The following is a 17,023-nucleotide window of genomic DNA, read 5'->3' on the forward strand; positions in this document are numbered from 1 at the left end:
GCTCCTCCCCACCCACCTCAGGGGCTCCACCGAGCCCCGCGCGGACACTCCAGCAAGGCCCGCCACCACCCCTCGGCGGGCCGGACGTCCCGGGGTGGACCTCCGGCCCCGCAAACCGCTCGCTCCCCTCGGATCGCCGATGCGTCGTGACCACATTGCGAACTGGAGATCCACGTGGCCGGCCGTATCGAGGACTACGCACTCATCGGGGACATGCAGACCGCCGCCCTGGTCAGCAGGGACGGGGCGGTGGACTGGCTCTGCCTCCCCCGCTTCGACTCGCCGGCCGTGTTCGCCGGCCTGCTCGGCACCGATGAACACGGCTTCTGGCGGATCGGCCCGGCCGAGGCCGTCGTGACCGAGGTCCCCGCCCCCACGGCCGCCCCGGCCCCGGCCGCCCCCGTGGTGGCCCCGGGCCGGATCCGCTTCGCCGACACGGCCGACCTGCGGGTCCCCCCGCCCACCGCCGCCGCCCCCGCCGTGCCCGCCGACCGGCGCCGCTACCGGGGCGACTCGCTGGTCCTGGAGCAGGAGTGGGACGTCCAGGGCGGCACCGTCCGGGTGATCGACTTCATGCCGCCGCGCCCGCTGGCCGGCCGGGACGCCGTCCCCCAGGTGATCCGGATCGTCGAGGGCGTGGCCGGCACCGTCCGGATGCGCTCGGCGCTGCGGATGCGTTTCTCGTACGGTCGGATCGTCCCCTGGGTGCACCGCGTCGAGCAGGCCGACGGCGGCCACCGCACCGTCGCTATGGCCGGGCCCGACTCGGTCTGGCTGGACGGCGAGGCCGAGACGTACGGCCGCGACCTCACCACCTACGCCGACTTCACCGTCCGGGCCGGTGAGCGGATCGCCTTCGCCCTCACCTGGCAGGCCTCCCACCTGGAGGCGCCGAACGTCCCCGACGCCGAGGGGCTGCTCGACGCCACCGCCGACTTCTGGCACGAGTGGGCCGAACAGTGCACCTACCAGGGCCCCTACCGCGAGGCCGTCATCCGCTCGCTGATCACCCTCAAGGGCCTCACCTACGCCCCCACCGGCGGCATCGTCGCCGCCCCCACCACCTCCCTGCCCGAGGACATCGGCGGCGAACGCAACTGGGACTACCGCTACACCTGGCTGCGCGACGCCGCGATCACCCTCTCCTCGCTGCTGCGCACCGGCTACCGCGACGAGGCCCGCGCCTGGCGCGAGTGGCTGCTGCGCGCGGTCGCCGGCGACCCGGAGAACCTGCAGATCATGTACGGCATCGCGGGCGAGCGGGAGCTGACCGAGTCCTCGCTGGACTGGCTGCCCGGCTACGAGAACTCCCAGCCCGTCCGGGTCGGCAACGGCGCGGCCGGACAGCTCCAGCTCGACGTCTACGGCGAGGTCGTCGAGGCCCTGCACCTGGCCCACATGACCGGTCTGGTCCGCAACGACCACGCCCTCCACCTCCAGCTGCGCCTTATCGACTACCTGGAGGAGCACTGGCAGGAGCCGGACGAGGGCATCTGGGAGGTCCGCGGCCCGCGCCGGCACTTCGTCCACTCCAAGGTGATGGCCTGGGTCGCCGTCGACCGGACGATCAAGCTGCTGGAGCAGACCCCCGAGGACGCCCCCTCCGACGGCCACCTGGAGCGCTGGCGCGAGCTGCGCGACACCATCCACCGGGACGTCTGCGAGAAGGGCTACGACCCCGAGCGCAACACCTTCACCCAGTACTACGGCGGCCAGGAGCTGGACGCCTCGCTGCTGCTCATCCCCCAGGTCGGCTTCCTGCCGCCGGACGACAAGCGCGTGATCGGCACGATCGAGGCGATCCAGCGCGAACTGTCCACCGAGGACGGCTTCGTGCTGCGCTACCCCACCCACGACCAGAGCGGGAACAACGTCGACGGCCTGTCCGGCCACGAGGGCGCGTTCCTCGCCTGCTCGTTCTGGCTGGCCGACGACCTCGCCATGATCGGCCGGGTGCAGGAGGCCCGCGAGCTGTTCGACAAGCTGCTCGGGCTGCGCAACGACCTCGGCCTGCTCGCCGAGGAGTGGGACCCGCGCGCCAAGCGCCAGGTCGGCAACTTCCCGCAGGCCTTCAGCCACGTCCCGCTGATCGACACCGCGCTGCGCCTGACCGCCTGCGGCGGCGCCTACCTGTCGGCCCAGCCCGACGGCCACGCCGCCGAGCGGATCGAACAGGCCACCGTCTAGACCCGCTGCACGAGTTCGTCGTAGGTGCTGAGCACCTGGGCGACGGTGGCGGCCTCGTCCGGCCAGGTCTCGGCCTGCTGGCGGCCGGCCGCCACCAGCCGCTCCCGGCGCTGCGGGTCGGCCAGCAGCTCCCGCACGGCCCGGCCGATCGCGGCCGGGTCGCCGGAGGGCACCAGCACGGCCGCGTCGCCGACCAGTTCGGGGATCCCGCCGACGGCGGTGGCGATCACCGGCACGCCGGCCCGCATCGCCTCCTGGACGACCAGCGAGCGGGCCTCCCAGCGGCTGGACACGACCACCACGTCGGCGGCCGACAGCAGATCGGGCACGTCGGTGCGGTAGCCGAGCAGCCGCACCGGCAGCTTCTCGGCGGCGACCCGCTCGCGCAGCGCGCCCGCCTCCGGGCCGTCCCCGGCGAGCAGCAGCAGCGGCTCCGGGTCGAGCGCGGACAGCTCGCGGGTGGCGTCCAGCAGCAGCCCGAACGCCTTCTGCGGGACGAGCCGGCCGACCGCCAGCACCAGCGGCCGGTCCGGGCCCTCGCCGAGCAGCGCGGCCCGCGCCGCGGCCCGGTCGAACCGGCCCTCGGGCATCGGCGGGGCGGCCACCGGGCCGAGCCGGGCGTCCGTGGCGCCCAGCTCGCGGGCCCGGGCGACCAGGTCGGACGAGGCCCCGAGCACGAGGTCGGCGGCGCGCGCCACCCGGCGCTCCATGAGCCGCTGGAGGCGGCGCTCCATGCCGGTGGCCAGCAGCGCGTGGTGCGAGGTGACCACCAGCGGCGTCTCCGGGCGCAGGCCCGGGAAGCGGCCGGCGGTGCGCAGCGCGAGGTCGGAGAGCAGCCCGGCGCGCAGCCCGTGGGCGTGCACCACGTCGGCGCCGGTGAAGGCGCGGCGCAGCTCGCCGATCGCGGTGGCGTCGCTGCGGGCGCCCGCGGTGGGGGTGATGTCGACGGTGTGGAACCGGGCACCGGTGCGGGAGAAACCGAACAGCGCGTCCGTGCCGGCCGGGGCGCACACCGTCACGCTCACCCCGTGCGCGACCAGGCCCTGCGCGAGTGAGCGCACATGGGCACCGATCCCGCCGGTGCTGGCGGCCAGGACGAGCACCACGTGCAGCTGGCCCGGCTCGGGGGCGGCCGGGGTGACCCGGGCGGCGAAATGGTCCACGTCGTCTCGCATCCGACTCGATCAGGTTCGCGCGCCCCGCTGCGGGGGTTGCCCGCCGGCGGCGCTCGGGACTGGAAAGCCAGTGTCCAGCCGCCACCATGCCAGGTCGGCGGCCCTCTTGGACAGTCAGCGCCACCGGGGCGCGTCGTCGTGCCGCGAGGGCCGCCGGACCCGGCGAAGGGACCGGCTAGCGCTGGCGCGGGGCCCGGGCGGCGGCCAGCAGTTCCTCGGCGTGGGCGCGGCCCAGCTCGGAGTCCTCCAGACCGGCCAGCATCCGGGAGAGTTCGCGCACCCGCTCCTCGTCGTCGAGCACCTTGACGCCGCTGCGCGTCACGGTGCCGTCGTTGGTCTTCACCACCACCAGGTGGCGGTCCGCGAACGCGGCGACCTGCGGGAGGTGGGTGACCACCACGACCTGGGCCGACTCGGCCAGCTTGGCCAGCCGGCGGCCGATCTCGACCGCGGCCTTGCCGCCGACGCCCGCGTCCACCTCGTCGAACAGGTAGGTGGGGACGGGGTCCGCCCCGGCGAAGACCACCTCGACGGCGAGCATCACGCGGGACAGCTCACCGCCGGAGGCGCCCTTGGCGATCGGGCGGGGCTGCGCGCCGGGGTGCGGGGCGAGCAGCACCTCGACCTCGTCCACGCCGTGCGGGCCGTAGGCGACGGTCCGGCCGTCGACCTCGATCCCGGCGAGGTCGTCGACCCGGGTGACCGAGAAGGTCACCCGGGCGTGCGGCATCGCCAGTTCGGCGAGTTCGGCGGAGACGGCCTCGGCGAAGCGGCCGGCGGCGGCCTGCCGGGCGGCCGACACCTCGGCCGCGAGCTCGCCCAACTCGGCGCGCAGCGCGGTCTCCTGGGCGCCGAGCTCGTCGATCCGGTCGTCGTCGCCGTCGAGTTCGGTGAGCCGGACGGACCCGGCCTCGGCCCAGGCGAGCACCTCGGCGAGGGTGTTCTCCTCGCCGCCGTACTTACGCAGCAGCTGGGCCAGGACGGCCCGGCGGTCCTCGACGGCGGCCAGGCGCACCGGGTCGGCGTCCAGGTCGTCCGCGTAACCGGCCAGGTCGCCGGCCACGTCGGCGAGCAGGTAGCCGACCTCGCCCAGGCGGTCGGCCAGGGCGGCGAGCCGTTCGTCGTGGTGGCGCACGGCGTCCAGGGCGCGGCGGGCCTGGGCGAGCAGGGTGCCGGCGTCCAATGCCTCCGGGTCGGCCGGGTCGCCGGCCAGGGCGGCGTGGGCGAGGGTCGCGGCGCCGGACAGCGCGTCGGCGTGGCCGAGGCGCTCGGCCTCGGCGGACAGCTCGACGTCCTCGTCGGCCACCGGCTCGGCGGCGGCGATCTCGTCCAGGCCGAAGCGCAGCAGGTCGGCCTCCTGGGCGCGCTCGCGGGCCCGGGTGGTCAGTTCCTCCAGGGTCGCCGAGACCTCGCGCAGCGCCCGGTAGGTCTCCCGGTAGCGCGCCAGCGGCTCGGCGACGGTCTCGCCCGCGTACCGGTCCAGCGCGCCGCGCTGGCGGGCCGGGCGCAGCAGCCGCTGCTGGTCGGTCTGCCCGTGCACCGCGATCAGGTCCTCGCCGAGCTCGGCGAGCAGCCCGACCGGTACGGCCCGGCCGCCGACGTGCGCCCGGGAGCGCCCCTCGGCGGAGACGGTGCGGCTGATCAGCAGGGCCCCGTCGTCCAGTTCGGCCCCGGCCTCGATCGCGCGGGCCGCCACCGGGGAGCCGGCGGGCAGTTCGAGCCGGCCCTCGACGACGGCGCGTCCGGTGCCGCCGCGCACCAGGCCCGGATCGGCCCGGCCGCCGAGTAGCAGGCCGAGGCTGGTCACCACCATGGTCTTGCCGGCGCCGGTCTCACCGGTCACGGCGGTGAAGCCGGGGGCCAGTTCGACCACCGCGTCGTCGATGACCCCAAGATCCCGTATCCGCATCTCGTCCAACACGGAGACGACCTTACGAGGTTCCACCCCCGCCGCGCGACGAGCGGCAACGGCGTGCGGCAACTCCGTGCCCGGAAGTTCATCCCTTCCGGGAGGTTTGCCCGGGGCCGGGCGCGGTGCACCAGGGCAGGAAGAACTGCACCAGCGGGCCGATGGCCAGCGCGTACGCGACGGTGCCGACCCCGGCGGTGCCGCCGAGCAGGATTCCGGCGACGAGCACGGTCAGCTCGATGCCGGTGCGGACGAGCCGCAGCGAGCGGCCGGTGCGCCGGTGCAGGCCGGTCATCAGGCCGTCGCGCGGGCCGGGGCCGAGGCGGGCGCCGATGTAGAGGCCGCTCGCGAGGCCGTTGAGCGCGATCGCGGCGGCCATCAGGGCGATCCGGGCGGGAGTCGCGTCGACGCCGTCGACGACCCCGAGGGTGAGGTCCATGGCGGCGCCGATCACCAGCACGTTGGCGACGGTGCCGAGACCGGGCCGCTGGCGCAGCGGGATCCACAGCAGCAGGACGAGGGCGCCGCAGATCGTCACCCAGGCGCCGACGGTCAGACCGAGGACGCGCTGGAGGCCCTGGTGCAGGACGTCCCAGGGGTCGAGGCCGAGGCCGGAGCGGAGCATCAGCGCCATGCTCGCGCCGTACAGCGCGAGGCCGGCGAAGAGCTGCGGGAGGCGGCGGCCGAGCGCGTGGGTGTCGCCGAACACGCGGACGGCGAACGGTGTCCGCTCGGAGGGGACGGCAGTCGGGGTCGAGGTGGTGGCCAATGGTGCTCCTGCGGTGGTGCTGCACCCCGGGGACGGCCCCGGCGGTGGCGGCCTCGACGGCCGCGCTGCCATGATGAACGGGCCAACCGAGCCCCCTCCAGGGCCAATCCCGAGCAAGTGGACTGATTCCCCATGGCCGACTGGCACACCACCGTCGCTCCCCCGGCGCTCGCCCGGCTGCTCGCCACCGCCAGGCTGCCCGAGCCGGCCACCGCCCGCCGGCCCGCCTACCGCGCCCTCGCCGACCGGATCCGGCTGCTGGTCACCGAGGGCCGCCTGCCGGTCGGCGCCCGGCTGCCCGCCGAGCGCGAACTCGCCACCGCCCTGGAACTGAGCCGCACCACCGTCGCCACCGCGTACGAGACGCTGCGCGCCGACGGGTACCTGCGCAGCCGCCGCGGCTCCGGCAGCTGGACCACCCTGCCCGAAGGCGCCCCGCCGCCCAGCGACGCCCTGCACCCCGTCCCGCCGGACGAGCAGAACCGCACCCTGGACCTCGGCGTCGCCGCGCTGCCCGCCCCGCAGCCCTTCCTCGGCGAGGCCGCCGCCCACGCCGTCGAACAGCTGCCCCGCTACGCCGCCGGGCACGGCCACTACCCCACCGGCGTCCCGGTGCTCCGCGAGGCCGTCGCCCGCCGCTTCACCGAGCGCGGCCTGCCGACCACCCCCGACCAGATCCTGATCACCACCGGCGCGATGGGCGGCCTCCACCTGCTCCAGCGGGTGCTGATCGGCCGCGGCGACCGCGTCGCCGTCGAGGCGCCCACCTACGCCCACACCCTCCAGGCCCTGCGGCTCGCCGAGGCCCGCCTGGTGCCCGTCCCGTACGCGTGGCCGGACGGGCCGCTGCGCCGGCCGCGCTGGGACCTCGCCGAGTGGCGCCGGGTACTGCACGGCGCCGCGCCCAGACTCGCCTACGTGCTGCCGGACTTCCACAACCCGACCGGCGCGCTGATCGGCGAGGAGCAGCGCCGGGAACTGCTCGCCGCCGCCCGGACGGCCGGCACGGTCGTCCTGGTCGACGAGACCACCGCCGAACTCGGCTGGGGCGTGCCGCGGTCCGCGCCGCTGCCGCGCCCGACGGCCGCGCTGGACCGGGCCGCGCAGGTGGTCACCGTCGGCTCGGCGGGCAAGCTGCTCTGGGGCGGCCTGCGGATCGGCTGGGTGCGGGCGGCACCCGCGCTGGTGCGCCGGCTTGCCTCCGAGCGGGTCTACAGCGACGTCGGCACCCCGGTGCTGGACCAGCTGATCGCCGCCGAGCTGATGGGCGAGCACCTCGCCGACATCCGCGCCCACCAGCTGGACCGGCTGCGGGCCACCGCGGACGCGTTCGGCGAGGCGCTCCCCCGCCACCTGCCCGGCTGGAGCTACGCGCCGCCGCCCGGCGGACTCTCGCTCTGGGTGTCCACCGACGGCCTGTCCGGCGCGGCGCTCGCGCTCGCCGGGGAGCGCCGCGGCGTGCGGATCGCCTCGGGCAACCGCTTCGGCGCCGACGGCGCGTTCGAGCACCACGTCCGGATCCCGCTCAGCGTGCCCGCGGCGGCCGTGCCCGCCGCCGTCGAACGGCTCGCCGCCGTCGCCGCGCAGGCGGGCAGCGGCGGCCGGTTCGGCGCGGCGGACGACAGCCAGCCGCTGGCGGTCTGACGGTTCGTCAGTTGTCCGTGTTGGAGCGCCCGCGCCAACCCGTCACCGGGAGAGCGAACTTGGCCACCAGCCGGTCGGTGAACGGCGCCCGGTGCAGTCGCGCCAGCCGCACCGGCGTCTGCCCCCGGCGCACCTCCACCCGTGCGCCGGCGGGCAGTTCGACCGAGCGCCGCCCGTCGCACCAGAGCACGCCGTGCGGGGTCTTCGGCTGCACCTCGACCGCCAGCACCGAGTCCGGCGAGGTCACCAGCGGGCGCGCGAACAGCGCGTGCGCGGAGATCGGCACCATCAGCAGCGCCTCCACCTCCGGCCACACCACCGGCCCGCCGCCCGAGAACGCGTACGCCGTCGAACCGGTCGGCGTCGCGCAAACCACCCCGTCGCAGCCGAAGTTGGAGACCGGACGGCCGTCCACCTCGGTCACCACCTCCAGCATCCGCTCCCGGGACGCCTTCTCGATCGAGGCCTCGTTCAACGCCCAGTCCTGGTGCACCACATCGCCGTTGGTGCGGACGATGACATCGATCGTCATCCGCTCCTCGACCTCGTAGTCGGCCTTCACCACGCGCTCGACCACGACCGCGAGGTCGTCCCGCTCGGCCTCCGCGAGGAAGCCCACCCGGCCCAGGTTGATCCCGAGCATCGGCAGCCCGTGCTCGCGCGCCAGCTCAGCTCCGCGCAGCAGCGTCCCGTCCCCGCCCGCGACCAGGATCAGCTCGCAGCCGTCCGCCGCACCCGGCCCCCCGGCGACCTTCTCGACCCCGTCCGGCAGGTCCAGGCCCACCGCCTCGGCAGCCAGCAGTCTGATCCGGACGCCCTCCTTCAGCAGCCCGTGCACCAGGCCCTCGACGCTGCGCAGCGCCGCCTCCCGGCCGGTGTGCGCGATCAGGAAGACCGTACGTTCTTCATCGCTCATGCCGCTGCCCTCTCCCTACGCCTGCCCGGGTCGCCCTTGGCCCGGTGCGGTCGCGTCACACAGCAATCACACAGCATGACGGACCCGACGTCCGCAAGCACCCTATCGGGGGCCCTCCGCGACGGCCCGGTCCGCCTCCGCCGGGTCCAGCTGCGGGGCGTCCCGGCGCATCCACAGGAAGTACTCGACGTTCCCGGACGGCCCCGGCAGCGGGCTCGCGGTGACGGCCCGCACGCCCAGCCCCAGCTCCCACGCCTGCGCGGCGACCTGGCGCACCATCTCGGCGCGCAGCTGCGGGCTGCGCACCACCCCGCCGCTGCCCAGGCGCTCCTTGCCGATCTCGAACTGCGGCTTGACCATCAGCACGAGGTCCGCGTCCTCGGCCGCGCACCCGGCCAGGGCCGGCAGCACCAGGCCCAGCGAGATGAACGACAGGTCGCCGACCACCAGGTCGACCGGGGTGCCGCCGATCATCTCCCGGGTCAGCTCGCGCACGTTGGTGCGGTCCATCACCGTCACTCGCTCGTCGCTCTGCAGCGACCACGCGAGCTGCCCGTAGCCGACGTCCACCGCCAGCACGTGGGCCGCGCCGGCCCGCAGCAGCACGTCGGTGAACCCGCCGGTGGACGCACCCGCGTCCAGCGCCCGGCGGCCCTCGACCACCAGGCCCTGCGGCACGAAGGCCGCGAACGCCCCGGCCAGCTTGTGGCCGCCGCGCGACACGTAGTCGGGGTCGTTCTCGTCCTTGGCCACGACGACCGCCGCCGAGGTCTCCACCTGGGTGGCCGGCTTGGTCGCGGTGGTGCCGCCGACGGTCACCCGGCCCGCCGCGATCAGCTCGGACGCGTGCTCGCGCGACCGGGCCAGCTTGCGGCGGACCAGCTCCGCGTCGAGACGGCGTCGTGCCACTGCCACTGGTGTTTCAGCTCCTACGGGTCGTACGGGGTCAGTCCTGGTCGAGCGCGGCCAGCGCGTCGGCGAGCCGCTGGTGAACATCTTCGTACACCGCGACGTGCGCCTCGGCGGGCACCCCGTCCAGCGCCTCCAGCCGGGCCAGGCCGGCGTCCACGGCGGGGTGGCCGGTCGGGGTCGGCTCGACGCCGAGCGGCTCGGGCGCGGTGCCGGGGGCGAGGTCGTCAGGCATCGGGCTTCTTCGTGCTGGTGGCCTTGCGGACGGTGGTCTTCTTCGTCGCGGTGCGCTTGGCGGGCGCGTCGGCGGCGGCCGTCTTCTTCGCGGCACCGGACGCGTTCGCGGTGGCGGTCTTCTTGACGGCGGTCTTCTTCACCGGCGTCTTCGCCGCCGTCTTCTTCCCCGCCGTCTTCTTCGTCGCCGTGGTCTTCGTCGCCGTGGTCTTGACGGCGGTCTTCTTCGCGACGGGCTTCTCGGCAGCCGTCCGCTTCGTCGCGGTCTCCGCGACGGCCTCGGCGACGGCCTCGGCGACAGGCTCGGCGGCGGACGCCCTTGCCGGGGCCTTCTTCGCCGGCACCTTCCGGGCCGCCGACTTCGCCGGCGCCACCGGCGGATCGACCTCGACCGGCTCGTCCACCTCCACCCGCTCCGCCGCTATCGGCTCACCCACCGCCCGGGCCGCCGACGGCTCGTCCCTCTGCTCCCAGCCGCGGCCGAACAGGCCCTCCGCACGCGGTGCCGGCGCGGGCTCCTCGGCCTGCTCCCGCGCCGCAGGCGTCCCCACCGGAACGGCACCCTCCTCGACCTCGCGCAGCTTGCTCTCCAGGTACGCCAGCACCACACCGACCTTGGTCACCTGGTCGCCGACCTTCTCGAAGGCCTTCTCCACCTCGCCGCGCGCCACCCCGACGGCCAGGTCCACCCCGGCCAGACCGGCGGTGACCGCCTCCTCCGCGAGGCTCTGCAGCGTCTTCGCCGACGGCGGGAACTGCCCGCCCAGCCGACGCTCGACCTCGGCAACGTCGACCCCGGTCCGTTCCAGGACCGTGGCCGCCGTCCCGACGACCCGCTTGCCGACCTCCTCCACCACCACGGCCGCGGCCTCCACCACTCCCCGCACCGTCCTCGGCAGCATCCGGGTGCCTCCTTAGCGCCTGCGCGCATCGCTCCGTCGCCGTCGGCACCCGGCCGGTACCGGGCGCCCCACTGACGACGCTACCGCCAAAACCCTCCTGCGGTACCGTGGCCCCGGCCGACCGCCGCCGTCGGCCGTCGGAACCCGGGACGCCCAGGGAGGGGATCCACCGTCATGGCCAACGCCGAGGAGTGCCGCGAGGCACTGGAACAGCTCAGCCGGAACATGGCGAAGTCCACCGGCGACGTCCGCAAGGCCGCGTCCCTCGACCGCTCGCTCTCCTGCCGGATCACCGACCTCGACCTGACCTTCACCGGTCGACTGCGCGACGGCCGGATCCAGGACGTCGTCCCGGCAGCCGGCGCCCCCGCCGAGAAGGCGGAGATCCGGCTCACCATGGCCAGCGACGACCTGGTCGCGCTGGTCGGCGGCCGGCTCAACTTCGCCTCCGCGTGGGCGAGCGGCCGGGTCAGGCTGGAGGCGGGCTTCCGCGACCTGCTGCGGCTGCGCACCCTGCTCTGACCCGGCCGCCGCCGAGGCTCAGAACCCCAGCTCGGCGAGCGCCTTCCGGCCGTCGGCCGGCTCTCCGTCCGCGTCCAGCGCCGCCCAGGCCGCCGCGCAAAGCGCCCGCAGACCGTCCCAGCGGTCCGCCCCTGCGCCGTCCAGCCGCAGCACGCCCTCCTCGGCGCGCGCGACCCAGCCACGGCAGCGGAAGCCGCCGTCCGCCGCCTCCACCCCCGGGTGCGGCTCCAGCAGACCGCGCAGGTCGGCCGCGAGATACGTCGGCCGGTGCTCGACCGGGGCCGCGAGCAGCTGCGCCGCCGTCGCCACCCCGGTGAACACCAGCAGACTGTCCACCCCGCCGTTGAAGGCGCCCTCGATGTCGGTGTCCAGCCGGTCGCCCACCACCAGCGGCCGCTCCGCGCCCGTCCGCAGCACGGTCTCGCGGTGCATCGGCGGCAGCGGCTTGCCCGCGACCTCGGGCTCCACGCCGGTCGCCGCGCGCACGGCCGCCACCAGCGTCCCGTTGCCGGGCGCGATGCCACGGGCCGTCGGCACGGTCAGGTCGGTGTTGGACGCCACCCACGGCAGCCCGCGCTGCACCGCGTACGAGGCCTCCGCCAGGTGCGCCCAGCCGACCGACGGGTCGTAACCCTGGACCACCGCGAGCGGCTCCTCGGCGAGCGTCCGGACCGCGACCAGCCCGCGCTCGGCGAGTGCCTCCTCCAGCCCGAGACCGCCCACGACCAGCACCTTCGACCCGGCCGGCACCTTCTCGGCGACGAGCCGGGCGGCGGCCTGCGCCGAGTTGATCACGTCTGCGGGCTCGGCCGGCACGCCCAGCTCGGTCAGGTGCTCGGCCACCACCCGGGGCGGCCGGGAGGCGTTGTTGGTCACGTACGCGAGGTGCATCCCGGCCGTACGGGCGGCGGCCAGCGCGTCCACGGCGTGCTCGATCGCGTGCGGGCCGGCGTAGACCACGCCGTCGAGGTCCAGCAGGGCCGTGTCGTACGCCGCGGTGAGCGGACGCTCGCTGCTCCCGGGGGCGGTCCGTCGCACGGGGGTGGCCGTCTCGGTCATGCCTGCTCAACCTCATTCACTGCGTCGTCGTTCGTTCACTGCGTCGTTGTTCACCGCTGGTCGCACGGTCCGGCGCCCGCCGGTCACGCGTCGTCGTCGCCGTCGGCGATCCCGTCGGCGGTGCCGTCGGGCTCGCCCCCCGGGGACTCCAGGTAGCCGGGCGCCCCCGGCAGCAGCGGGCCGAACGCCCCGGCGCGGGCCGCCAGGGTGGCTCGGGTCTGCCGCAGCGCCGCCCGGTAGTGCTCGGCGTCCGGCCGCATCGCCACGGCCAGCGCCAGGTGCTCGGCGGACGTCTCGAAGTCGCCCAGCCGGGCCGCCGCGACGCCCCACCCGAACTGAGCGTAGTCGTCCGACGGATCCGCCAGCGCGACGGCCCGGAAGTTCGCCAGCGCCGCCGCGTACGAACCCGCGTCGAACTGCGCCCGCGCCAGCGTCTCCCGGATGCTCCGCGAGTCCGGCTCGGCCGCCGCCGCCCGGACCAGCAGCTGCTCGGCCGCCGCCGGGTGCCCCTGGGCCAGCAGCTTCCCGCCCCGCCGGAACCAGTCGTACACGTCCCCGACGGGCTCGCCCGGCCGCTGCGCCGGCACGCCGCCCGCCCCGGGGCCGCCCCCGCCGGTGGTGCCGTCCGGTCCGCCCGGCTCGACCGGAGCGCCGTCCTCCACCTGGTTCCACCCGTCGTTCATGCCGTACCTCGCCCTCGTTCGCCCCGCGGCCGCCCACCCGCCCCACTGATCGGCACAGGTGTTCCGATCTCTCAACAACGCGTACCCGGTTACGATGCCCAGAATGAGCACCTCCAGTGCAGAAGACGGAGCCGAGACTCCACAGGGCGGCCCCGGCGATCCCGGGCACGTCGCCACCGCAGGTCTGTCCCTGTCCCCGTTCCGGGGCCTGCGCTACGTCCCCGACCGGGTCGGCGCGCTGGCCGCGGTCACCTCACCCCCGTACGACGTCGTCGACCCCGGCCGCCGGCTCGACCTGGAGACCGCCGACCCGCACAACGTGGTCCGGCTGATCCTGCCGCGCCCCGAGCCCGAGGACAGCGGCGACCGCCCCGACCGCGACACCCGGTACCGGCACGCCGCCCGGCTGCTGCGCGACTGGCAGCGCGAGGGCGTCCTGGCCGCCGACCCCGAGCCCGCGCTGTACGTCTACGAGCAGCGCGTGCCCGCCACCGCCGACTCCCCCGAACTGCTGCAGCGCGGCCTGATCGGCGCCCTCGCGGTCAGCGGCCGCGAGGCCGGCGTGGTGCTCCCGCACGAGGACGTGATGCCGCGGCCGGTCGCCGACCGGGTCGGCCTCATGCGCACCACCCGCGCCAACCTCGAACCGCTCCTGCTCACCTACCGGGGCAACGGCGGCGCGGCCGACGTGATCGAGCGCACCGTCCGCGGCGAACCGCTGCTCACCACCGCCACCAGCGACGGCACCCACCACCGCCTCTGGGCCGTCACCGACGCCGACGACATCGCCGACATCGGCCGCGACCTCGCCCGCTGCCGGGCCCTGATCGCCGACGGCCACCACCGCTGGGAGATGTACCTGCGCCTCCAGCGCGAGCACCGCCACCTCCCTCGAAGCCCGTGGGACCGCGGCATGGTGCTCCTCGTGGACACCGCCCGCTACCCGCTGCGCGTCCGGGCCATCCACCGGGTGCTGTACCGGCTGCCGGTGGCCGAGGCGCTCGAGCGGCTGGGCGACCACTGGAAGGTCAAGGAGATCCCCGGCCCGCTCACCTCCGCCCTCCAGGCGCTCGCCGAGCAGAAACGACACGGCGGCAACGGCTTCGTCCTGACCGGCGGCGACGGCGTCTTCTGGCTCCTCGGCGAGCCCGAGGAGGCCCTGCTCGACGCGACCGTGCCGCGCGACCGCCCCGAGGAGTGGCGTCACCTCGACGCGACCGTCCTGCACGCCACCCTGCTCGACCACACCTGGCACGTCCCCGACGGCCCGGACGACATCGGCTACCTGCACACCGCGGTCGCCGCCGAACGGGAGGCGGCCCGCACCGGCGGCACCGCCGTCCTGCTGCACCCGGTGCGCGAGAGCGTCGTGCGGCGGCTCGCCGAGCAGGGCGTCACGATGCCGCGCAAGTCCACCTCGTTCGGGCCGAAGCCGGCCACTGGCCTGGTGCTGCGCAACCTCGAACTGGGCTGAGGCGCCCTGGCGTCGCCGCTTCACGCAGTGAGGCCCTGCCGCACTCCGGGAATTCCCGGGGTGCGGCAGGGCCTCACTCATTGGGCCGTGCGTCAGCTCTTGGCGTCGGCCTCGGCCGCGTCGTCGGCCTTGTCCTCGGCCTTGTCGTCACGCTTCTCGTCGTGCTCGGCGTCGCGCTTGGCGTCGCCGGGGCGCTCGGGCACCACGCCGTCGAAGTCCTCGTCGATCTCGAGGTCGTCCTCGTCGTAGTACTCCTCGACCTCCTCCTCGTCCTCGAAGATCACGCGGTCGTCGGCCACGTCGCCGCCGCGCTTCTTCGCCGGGGCCTCGGCCTCGTCGGCCTCGCCCTCCAGCTCGGGGTCGAGCGCGTCCACGAACTCCACGCCGTCGATCTCGGCCAGCCGCTCCGAGGCGTTGGTCGAACCGTCGGTGTCGGCCTCAACCGCCTTCGCGAACCACTCACGGGCCTCGTCGCCCCGGCCGGCCGCGATCAGGGCCTCGGCGTAGGCGTACCGCAGCCGCGCGGTCCACGGGTGTACGGCGCTGGAGGCCAGCTCCGGGCTCTGCAGGGTGACCACGGCGGCATCGAACTGCTCCATGTCGGTGCGCGCGCCGGCCGCGACCAGGCGCATCTCGACCTGGCCGGCCTTGTCCAGCTGCTTCACCTCGGGCTCGCCGGCCATCGCCAGCGCCCGCTCCGGGCGGCCCAGACCACGCTCGCAGTCGGCCATCACCGGCCACAGGTCCGCCCGGCCGGTCATCCGACGGGCGGCGCGGAACTCGGTCAGCGCCTCGGAGTAGCGCTGGGTCATGTACGAGGCGAACCCGGCCGCCTCACGGACGGCCGCGACGCGCGAGGCCAGCCGGAGCGCGACGCGCGAGTACTGGTACGCCTCCTCCGGCTCGCTGTCGAGCATGCGGGCGACCATCACCAGGTTGCGGGCCACGTCGTCGGCGAGCGTCTTGGGCAGGCTCTTGAGCTCCTGGCGCACGTCCGCGTCCAGCTCGAAGCCGGTGACGTCCTCCGGGATCGGCAGGCGCTTGACGGGCTCGTAGTTGCCCCGGCGGTCGTCGTAGTCCCGGCCGCCACGGTCGTCGCGACGGTCGTCCCGGCGGCCCTCGAAGCGGCCACCACGGTCGTCACGGCGGTAACCGCCGCCACCCTGACGGTCGTCACGCCGGAAACCGCCGGAGGGGCGGTCGTCGCGGCGGTAGCCGCCACCGGCCGGGCGGTCGTCACGCCGGAAACCACCGGAGGGACGGTCGTCACGGCGGAAGCCGCCGCCCTGGCGGTCATCGCGCTCACGGTAGCCGCCACCGGCCGGACGCTCGTCACGGCGGAAACCACCGGAGGGACGGTCGTCACGACGCGGACGGTCGTCACGGTCATCACGACGGAAACCACCCGACGGGCGGTCGTCACGACGCGGACGGTCGTCACGGTCATCACGACGGAAACCACCCGAGGGGCGGTCGTCACGGCGGAAGCCGCCGCCCTGGCGGTCATCGCGCTCACGGTAGCCGCCACCGGCCGGACGGTCATCACGGCGGAAACCACCGGAGGGGCGGTCGTCACGGCGGTAGCCACCACCCGAGGGGCGGTCGTCACGGTCACGGCCGTAGCCACCCGACGGACGGTCGTCACGACGCGGACGGTCGTCACGGTCATCACGACGGAAACCACCCGACGGACGGTCGTCACGACGGAAACCACCGGAGGGGCGGTCGTCACGACGGAAACCGCCGCCCTGGCGGTCATCGCGCTCACGGTAGCCGCCACCGGCCGGACGGTCATCACGGCGGAAACCACCGGAGGGGCGGTCGTCACGACGGTAGCCACCACCCGAGGGGCGGTCGTCACGGTCACGGCCGTAGCCACCCGACGGACGGTCGTCACGACGCGGACGGTCGTCACGGTCATCACGACGGAAACCACCCGACGGACGGTCGTCACGACGGAAGCCGCCACCCGAGGGGCGGTCGTCACGACGGAAACCGCCACGGTCATCACGGTCGTCACGACGGAAACCACCCGACGGACGGTCGTCACGACGGAAACCACCGGAGGGGCGGTCGTCACGACGGAAGCCGCCGCCCTGGCGGTCATCGCGCTCACGGTAGCCGCCACCGGCCGGACGGTCGTCACGCCGGAAGCCGCCGCCCTGGCGGTCGTCACGACGCGGACGGTCGTCACGGTCGTCACGACGGTAGCCGCCCTGGCGGTCGTCGCGACGGGCGCCGCCACGGTCGTTGGACCAGCTCCCGCGGGACCGGGGCTCGTAGCCTCGGCCGTCGTCCGATCGACGCTCGGGACGGTCCTGGGGCTGGTTCGACATTGTGGTGACTCCTTCTGCTGCTTCAGCTCTGCCGCGGACCGGGCCGAACATCGTCGCCCTCACGCGGCTCGGTGCCGGCCTCCTGGCCCGCACGCCTTCTCCATTGTCCGGCATCCGGGAACACTCCGCGTCCGGGCGGATGCCCCGACCTTGCCGGCCGTGCACGTTCGCAAAACACAAAAAGGCCGCGGCCCCAGCGATATCGCTGGTCGCCGATCACCCGGAAGCTGCCCACGGCGCCGTCGTCACCGAACACGCCCCCGTGGACGGTACTGGTCACGACGCCATTGGTGGCGCCGTAGGG

At 75.0% G+C, this 17,023-nt stretch carries 15 protein-coding genes and 1 pseudogene; 4 read left to right on the forward strand and 12 right to left on the reverse strand.

The window, feature by feature from the left end:
- Positions 1–174 precede the first annotated feature (174 nt).
- Positions 175–2,187 (forward strand): glycoside hydrolase family 15 protein, encoded by a 2,013-nt coding sequence (locus ACWCXH_RS26550; protein ID WP_449803977.1) that lies wholly within the window; start codon positions 175–177, stop codon positions 2,185–2,187.
- Here ACWCXH_RS26550 and ACWCXH_RS26555 read toward each other — a convergent pair.
- The 3 genes from ACWCXH_RS26555 to yczE all read right to left on the reverse strand — a co-directional run bounded on the left by ACWCXH_RS26555 (position 2,184) and on the right by yczE (position 5,980).
- Positions 2,184–3,362: a glycosyltransferase family 4 protein gene (locus ACWCXH_RS26555; protein WP_449803978.1), complete on the reverse strand. Its 1,179-nt coding sequence runs from the start codon at positions 3,360–3,362 to the stop codon at positions 2,184–2,186. The genes ACWCXH_RS26550 and ACWCXH_RS26555 overlap by 4 nt on opposite strands.
- Before the next feature lie 175 nt (positions 3,363–3,537).
- The gene (gene recN / locus ACWCXH_RS26560) at positions 3,538–5,271 is read right to left on the reverse strand and encodes a DNA repair protein RecN (protein WP_449803991.1); all 1,734 of its coding nucleotides are present in this window, start codon (positions 5,269–5,271) and stop codon (positions 3,538–3,540) included.
- Between the two features lie 88 nt (positions 5,272–5,359).
- Entirely contained in the window at positions 5,360–5,980 is a 621-nt protein-coding gene (gene yczE / locus ACWCXH_RS26565) for a membrane protein YczE (protein WP_449803992.1), read from the reverse strand.
- A gap of 192 nt (positions 5,981–6,172) precedes the next feature.
- On the opposite strand from yczE, the gene yczR reads away from it, so the two are divergent.
- The gene (gene yczR, locus ACWCXH_RS26570) at positions 6,173–7,684 is read left to right on the forward strand and encodes a MocR-like transcription factor YczR (RefSeq protein WP_449803979.1); all 1,512 of its coding nucleotides are present in this window, start codon (positions 6,173–6,175) and stop codon (positions 7,682–7,684) included.
- 7 nt (positions 7,685–7,691) lie between these two features.
- Here the strand turns inward: yczR and ACWCXH_RS26575 are convergent, their stop codons facing one another.
- The 4 genes from ACWCXH_RS26575 to ACWCXH_RS26590 form a co-directional block, all read right to left on the reverse strand.
- Positions 7,692–8,600, reverse strand: a complete 909-nt coding sequence (locus tag ACWCXH_RS26575) for an NAD kinase (protein ID WP_449803980.1) — start codon at positions 8,598–8,600, stop codon at positions 7,692–7,694.
- 102 nt (positions 8,601–8,702) lie between these two features.
- Positions 8,703–9,509, reverse strand: a complete 807-nt coding sequence (locus ACWCXH_RS26580; protein WP_449803993.1) for a TlyA family RNA methyltransferase — start codon at positions 9,507–9,509, stop codon at positions 8,703–8,705.
- Between the two features lie 37 nt (positions 9,510–9,546).
- Positions 9,547–9,744, reverse strand: a complete 198-nt coding sequence (locus tag ACWCXH_RS26585; RefSeq protein WP_449803981.1) for a hypothetical protein — start codon at positions 9,742–9,744, stop codon at positions 9,547–9,549.
- On the reverse strand, positions 9,737–10,645 hold the full coding sequence (locus ACWCXH_RS26590; RefSeq protein WP_449803982.1) for a hypothetical protein: 909 nt from the start codon (positions 10,643–10,645) through the stop codon (positions 9,737–9,739). Before ACWCXH_RS26590 ends, ACWCXH_RS26585 begins: the two co-directional genes overlap by 8 nt.
- A gap of 174 nt (positions 10,646–10,819) precedes the next feature.
- On the opposite strand from ACWCXH_RS26590, the gene ACWCXH_RS26595 reads away from it, so the two are divergent.
- Positions 10,820–11,167 carry an SCP2 sterol-binding domain-containing protein gene (locus ACWCXH_RS26595; protein WP_449803983.1) on the forward strand — a complete coding sequence of 116 codons (348 nt, stop codon included), beginning with the start codon at positions 10,820–10,822 and terminating at the stop codon, positions 11,165–11,167.
- Between the two features lie 18 nt (positions 11,168–11,185).
- Here the strand turns inward: ACWCXH_RS26595 and ACWCXH_RS26600 are convergent, their stop codons facing one another.
- Both ACWCXH_RS26600 and ACWCXH_RS26605 read right to left on the reverse strand, forming a co-directional pair.
- A complete protein-coding gene (locus tag ACWCXH_RS26600; protein ID WP_449803984.1) occupies positions 11,186–12,226 on the reverse strand; it encodes an HAD-IIA family hydrolase in 1,041 nt (346 codons plus the stop codon).
- Between the two features lie 83 nt (positions 12,227–12,309).
- A complete protein-coding gene (locus tag ACWCXH_RS26605; RefSeq protein WP_449803985.1) occupies positions 12,310–12,909 on the reverse strand; it encodes a tetratricopeptide repeat protein in 600 nt (199 codons plus the stop codon).
- Between the two features lie 103 nt (positions 12,910–13,012).
- Here ACWCXH_RS26605 and ACWCXH_RS26610 point away from each other — a divergent pair, with 103 nt between their 5' ends.
- Positions 13,013–14,383: a DUF1015 family protein gene (locus ACWCXH_RS26610; protein ID WP_449803986.1), complete on the forward strand. Its 1,371-nt coding sequence runs from the start codon at positions 13,013–13,015 to the stop codon at positions 14,381–14,383.
- A gap of 92 nt (positions 14,384–14,475) precedes the next feature.
- On the opposite strand, the gene ACWCXH_RS26615 is transcribed toward ACWCXH_RS26610, so the two are convergent.
- The 3 genes and pseudogenes from ACWCXH_RS26615 to ACWCXH_RS26625 all read right to left on the reverse strand — a co-directional run.
- Positions 14,476–15,375 (reverse strand): tetratricopeptide repeat protein, encoded by a 900-nt coding sequence (locus ACWCXH_RS26615; RefSeq protein ID WP_449803994.1) that lies wholly within the window; start codon positions 15,373–15,375, stop codon positions 14,476–14,478.
- A gap of 540 nt (positions 15,376–15,915) precedes the next feature.
- Positions 15,916–16,533, reverse strand: a pseudogene (locus ACWCXH_RS26620) (DEAD/DEAH box helicase); the annotation flags it as partial.
- A 208-nt stretch (positions 16,534–16,741) separates the two neighbouring features.
- Positions 16,742–17,023: hypothetical protein (locus ACWCXH_RS26625; RefSeq protein WP_449803987.1), on the reverse strand; the 282-nt coding region annotated here is incomplete at its 5' end.

It is taken from the genome of Kitasatospora sp. NPDC001660, assembly GCF_053596725.1.

Excerpts from the sequence above, each read along its gene's own strand:
- ACWCXH_RS26555 (WP_449803978.1), bottom strand. The coding sequence starts at position 3,362 with ATGCGAGACGACGTGGACCATTTCGCCGCCCGGGTCACCCCGGCCGCC.
- recN (WP_449803991.1), bottom strand. The coding sequence starts at position 5,271 with ATGCGGATACGGGATCTTGGGGTCATCGACGACGCGGTGGTCGAACTG.
- yczR (WP_449803979.1), top strand. The coding sequence starts at position 6,173 with ATGGCCGACTGGCACACCACCGTCGCTCCCCCGGCGCTCGCCCGGCTG.
- ACWCXH_RS26575 (WP_449803980.1), bottom strand. The coding sequence starts at position 8,600 with ATGAGCGATGAAGAACGTACGGTCTTCCTGATCGCGCACACCGGCCGG.
- ACWCXH_RS26585 (WP_449803981.1), bottom strand. The coding sequence starts at position 9,744 with ATGCCTGACGACCTCGCCCCCGGCACCGCGCCCGAGCCGCTCGGCGTC.
- ACWCXH_RS26590 (WP_449803982.1), bottom strand. The coding sequence starts at position 10,645 with ATGCTGCCGAGGACGGTGCGGGGAGTGGTGGAGGCCGCGGCCGTGGTG.
- ACWCXH_RS26595 (WP_449803983.1), top strand. The coding sequence starts at position 10,820 with ATGGCCAACGCCGAGGAGTGCCGCGAGGCACTGGAACAGCTCAGCCGG.
- ACWCXH_RS26600 (WP_449803984.1), bottom strand. The coding sequence starts at position 12,226 with ATGACCGAGACGGCCACCCCCGTGCGACGGACCGCCCCCGGGAGCAGC.
- ACWCXH_RS26605 (WP_449803985.1), bottom strand. The coding sequence starts at position 12,909 with ATGAACGACGGGTGGAACCAGGTGGAGGACGGCGCTCCGGTCGAGCCG.
- ACWCXH_RS26610 (WP_449803986.1), top strand. The coding sequence starts at position 13,013 with ATGAGCACCTCCAGTGCAGAAGACGGAGCCGAGACTCCACAGGGCGGC.